Below are 4610 nucleotides of genomic sequence, written 5' to 3' on the forward strand. Positions count from 1 at the left end.
CGATTGCTTACGCTTCGATTAAATTACACGAGACTTAAATGGGTAACCCTATAAACAATAATAAACTAAATTAAAAAGGTAAATATGGAAAAGACAGAAATAGTAAACAAATTAACATTCGTTTTTAGAAAAATATTCAATAATAACTCTTTAATTATTTCAAATGAATTAACGGCTAACGATGTTGAAGGATGGGATTCTTTAACTCATATGTTATTGGTTTCTGAAGTTGAAAATACATTTTCTATTAAATTTAAATTGAAAGATTTGAATAAAATGAAAAATGTGGGTGATATGGTTGAAATTATTAGTTCGAAATTCTAATCAAAGTGGTATTTACCTCATTTAACTTTATAATCTTTTTCCCAATAGTACTCATTTTATACTATCTGGTGCCAATTAAATATCGTTGGTTGTTTTTATTAGCTGTAAGCTACTTTTTTTATATAAATATTAAGCCCATATTTATTCTTTTAGTTATTGCAGTGACATTATCTACTTATGTTTTTGCAAGACTGATTGATCATTCACAAAACGATAATCGAAAAAGAATATTCATGAGGTTGAATATTATTTCGGTTTTATTCCCTCTAGTATTCTTTAAATATTTTACGGATATAAATATCGAAATGATCCAATACATGGATGGTATTGGTCTAAGGTGGCCATTGCCAGAAATAAAACACATGTTGCCAATAGGTATTTCTTTCTATACCTTTATGGCTATAGGTTACACTATAGATGTTTATAATGAAGAAATAAAAGCGGAAAAGAACATTGGTATATTGGCCTTATTTATTTCATTTTTCCCATTAATTCTTTCTGGACCAATAGAAAGAGCAAAAAACATGATTCCTCAATTTAAATCATTAAATGCTATAGATTTCAATAGTTTATCTCAAGGACTTAGGTTTATTTTATGGGGTTATTTTATGAAATTAGTAGTGGCTGATAGAATTGGGATTTATGTTGATACAATTTTTATTAATTTTCAACAACATAATGGCTCTACAATTATGTTTGCATCGTTTTTGTACCCATTCCAATTATATACTGACTTAGGGGGATATTCTTTAATAGCAATAGGTGTCTCTAAAGTTTTGGGAATAAGTGTAATGCACAACTTTAACCGTCCCTTTTTCGCCTCCAGCATGAGTGAGTTCTGGCGTCGTTGGCACATTTCTCTAATATCTTGGCTTACTGATTATTTATATACACCATTATCATTTTATTTTCGCTCATATAAAGTATGGGGTATCGTTATAGCATTAATGATAACATTCATCATAAGTGGTATTTGGCACGGAGCTGCTATGACGTTTGTTGTTTGGGGACTATTACAAGGAGTGTTCTTGAGTATAGAAGCTCTGTCAAACAATAGTAAAAATGAAATAGAGAAAAAGTATAACCTTAAAAAAAGGATTTGGTATAATATACTTGGTATAACAATCACTTTTGTCCTTTTTGCAGTTTCTCAAATATTTGGGAGGTCAAATAATTTAGAGATGGCTGTAAATATTCTCACAAGAATATTTAGCACTTCAGGGGCTTTATTCATTGGCCCTCCTTCTAATTTTATTTATATTATAGTTGGTTTATTAATGGTTTTATTAAAAGATTTTGCAGATGAGTATTATCCTAGTAAATTTCAATTGTTTGATAATAGTAACAAAATAATCAGAATATTTTCGTTCAGTCTAATATTTATTACCATTCTGATAATTGGTGTATTTGATGGTGGTCAATTTATTTATTTCCAATTTTAGTAGTTTATGTTTAAAAAAATAGTGTCTAACTTATTTTTGTATATCATTGTTATTTTTGTTCTAGATTTTTCAGTTGGTAGTTTTTTGAGGTATTATTATTTTAGTGAGGAGTCTGGGTTGCATTATAGGACTACTTTTTCTTTAGAAGAAACAACTGCTGATATTTTGGTTTTTGGCTCTTCCAGAGCAAATCATCATTATGTCCCAGAAATATTTTTAAATGAGTTTAATATGAGCTATTATAATACAGGTAGAGATGGGAATGGTATATTATATCAAACAGCTGTTCTAAAGTCAATTTTAAAGAGGTATTCTCCTAAAATTATCATATTAGATTTTTATGGCTCATTCGAAGAAAACACAAAGGATTATGACCGACTATCTGCATTATTACCCTATTACAAATCGCATAAAGAAATCAGAAGAATCGTAGAATTAAAAAGCTCTTACGAGAAGATAAAATTGCTTTCACATATTTATCCATATAATTCAATGTTACTAACCATTATGATTGGAAATACTGAATATAATAAAGGCAGAAAACATGATGATAAAGGATATGTTCCACTGTATAAAAAATGGCGTTTACCAATTGAAACTCGAGATTCTATTTTTATTAATCATATTGATTCGAATTTAGTTGATGCTTTTTGTGATTTCATTTCATTATCAAAACAAAGTGGTGCTGAAGTCATTGTTGCTTATTCTCCAATATATATAAAGAATCAATATGATAGCCGAATAGCTTTTGCAAAATCCACATGTGATAGTTTAAATATAGATTTTATTGATTTTTCTAATGATGAAGTGTTTTTGTCCAACGGTTCGTACTTCCAAGACCCTAGTCATCTAAATCATGATGGTGCTCTTTTGTTTTCTAGGCAATTATCATTAATTATGAGAAATAATATTTTAAATAAATAATCTAGTTTAGATATATCATCAATTAAATTATCTAGTGTGTAATCCAAATCAATAGGCACTTTAAGTACTGAGCTGACTTCATGAAGCATTACAATTATTCATTAGCTGATTTTTTTAGAACACTAAGAATATTGAATCTATAATAAAACTAATATTTAAGTAAAGCAACTAAGCATCTACTAGCAGTCTTTCCATCCCAAAGCTCAGGTCGAATGGGTTTTCTATCTTCTTTTAATATCACCAAATATTCTTCCCTAATTCTTTCCACATTATTCCCTACCAATACACTGGCACCACCATGCTCTTTTAAGGTAATGGGACGTTCGGTATTCCATCTTAGTGTTAAGCAAGGTGTGCCTAATATGGTGCATTCTTCTTGTAATCCTCCACTATCCGTAAGCATAATACTGGCATCCATATTTAAGCGTAATAATTCATGGTATCCTAAAGGGTATTGTAATATCATGCGAGGGTGCTGCTCCATCTCTTCCCAAAGTCCAAAATTTTGCAAATTCTTCTTAGTTCTAGGATGAACAGGCCATATCAATTGCATGTCTTGGCAAACTTCATCCAATAGAAATCGTACCAAAGCTTCCAAAACTTCTTTTTTATCCACATTAGACGGACGGTGGAGCGTCACCAATCCGTAGTTTAGGGTTTCATCATAATGAACTTCATGCCCTTCTAGTTTGTTTTCTTCTAGTACTGCAGGTATTTCGAGTAAACGAGCTTTGTCTCTATTGGCTTCCAGGGTATCTATCATAATATTTCCCACAAAAGCCACTTGCTTATCGGTGGCACCTTCTTGCTTTAAATTTTTTATAGATAAAGTATCAGGTGTGAGTAATAAATCAGATAGCCTATCTGTCACCAATCTATTAATCTCCTCTGGCATATTCATATCCCTAGAGCGCAAGCCTGCCTCAATATGACAAACCTTAATATGTTCTTTCTTAGCAGTAACAGAGCAAGCTAAAGTAGCATTTACATCTCCTAAAACCACTACCCAATCTGGTTTTTCTTCTTTTAAAACCTTCTCAAAAGCCATCATGGTGAGCCCCACCTGTTCAGCATGCGTACCACTGCCTATGCCTAAGTTTATATCAGCCTCAGGTATTTCCAATGCCTCAAAAAATGCCTTAGACATGCGATCATCATAATGCTGTCCAGTATGAACAAGGATATGCTCTATGGGTTCTAGACTCTCTGTCTTAGGCCCTCCGCTCTTTGCATTATGAGCTTGAATTTCCTTAATAAAAGGGGCTATTTTCATAAAATTGGGTCTGGCACCAACTACGGATATAATTTTCATGGGGGGTATGATTTTTATTTCTGCGAAAATAACAATAATGGAGGGTTTTCCGAAATTTGTTTTGGGGAATTTCTTTAGGTATTTGGTGTTATTTGAAATCCTCGCTCAGCCGGAAATGCCTTCCGGCGTTTACCTATATTTTCATCATCACCGCTTGCCTTTCTGTTTCGTAACTCACCATTATCGGGCGGTTTATTAGCAGTATTCTGCATTGCTATCATGGCGCTCCACTTCATTTCGCACTATGCTAGCATAAGTCGCGCCTTCAGCGCTTTTGTGTTGTGTTTCAGATTGGAGAGGTATTTATGAAGATAGGAGTAGATTGGATGAGATGGCTTCGCTCTGCTCGCCATGACCGTGCTTTCTATGAAACCCAGTAGTAGTATCTCTCTTCGAAGGAAGGTCATTGCAAGAAGTGCAGCGCCGAAGCAATCTCCTAAAATTAGAGAAGCATGTGAAATCAGCCCACCATTAAATCCGCGTTTATCCCGACCGCAGCATCAAGGGAGCCTGTCTTGTATTGCGAGCTAGCGAGCACCATTCGTGGAAATCGAAGCCATTCACATCAATTATATTATGTGTGCATTCGTGGCAAATAACAATTACGA

At 33.1% G+C, this 4610-nt stretch carries 4 protein-coding genes; 3 read left to right on the forward strand and 1 reads right to left on the reverse strand.

Translation table 11 applies throughout. The features are described from left to right. Positions 1–84 precede the first annotated feature (84 nt). The 3 genes from HNS38_RS19695 to HNS38_RS19705 all read left to right on the forward strand — a co-directional run bounded on the left by HNS38_RS19695 (position 85) and on the right by HNS38_RS19705 (position 2690). Positions 85–324 (forward strand): acyl carrier protein, encoded by a 240-nt coding sequence (locus tag HNS38_RS19695; RefSeq protein WP_172346963.1) that lies wholly within the window; start codon positions 85–87, stop codon positions 322–324. A 233-nt stretch (positions 325–557) separates the two neighbouring features. Next, positions 558–1766 (forward strand): MBOAT family protein, encoded by a 1209-nt coding sequence (locus tag HNS38_RS19700; protein ID WP_216663800.1) that lies wholly within the window; start codon positions 558–560, stop codon positions 1764–1766. 6 nt (positions 1767–1772) lie between these two features. Continuing rightward, on the forward strand, positions 1773–2690 hold the full coding sequence (locus HNS38_RS19705; RefSeq protein WP_172346965.1) for a hypothetical protein: 918 nt from the start codon (positions 1773–1775) through the stop codon (positions 2688–2690). Between the two features lie 148 nt (positions 2691–2838). Here HNS38_RS19705 and wecB read toward each other — a convergent pair whose 3' ends face one another. Continuing rightward, positions 2839–4002: a non-hydrolyzing UDP-N-acetylglucosamine 2-epimerase gene (gene wecB / locus HNS38_RS19710; RefSeq protein WP_172346966.1), complete on the reverse strand. Its 1164-nt coding sequence runs from the start codon at positions 4000–4002 to the stop codon at positions 2839–2841. Positions 4003–4610: the final 608 nt, after the last annotated feature.

The sequence above is a fragment of the Lentimicrobium sp. L6 genome, from assembly GCF_013166655.1.
GTDB lineage: Bacteria > Bacteroidota > Bacteroidia > Bacteroidales > UBA12170 > UBA12170.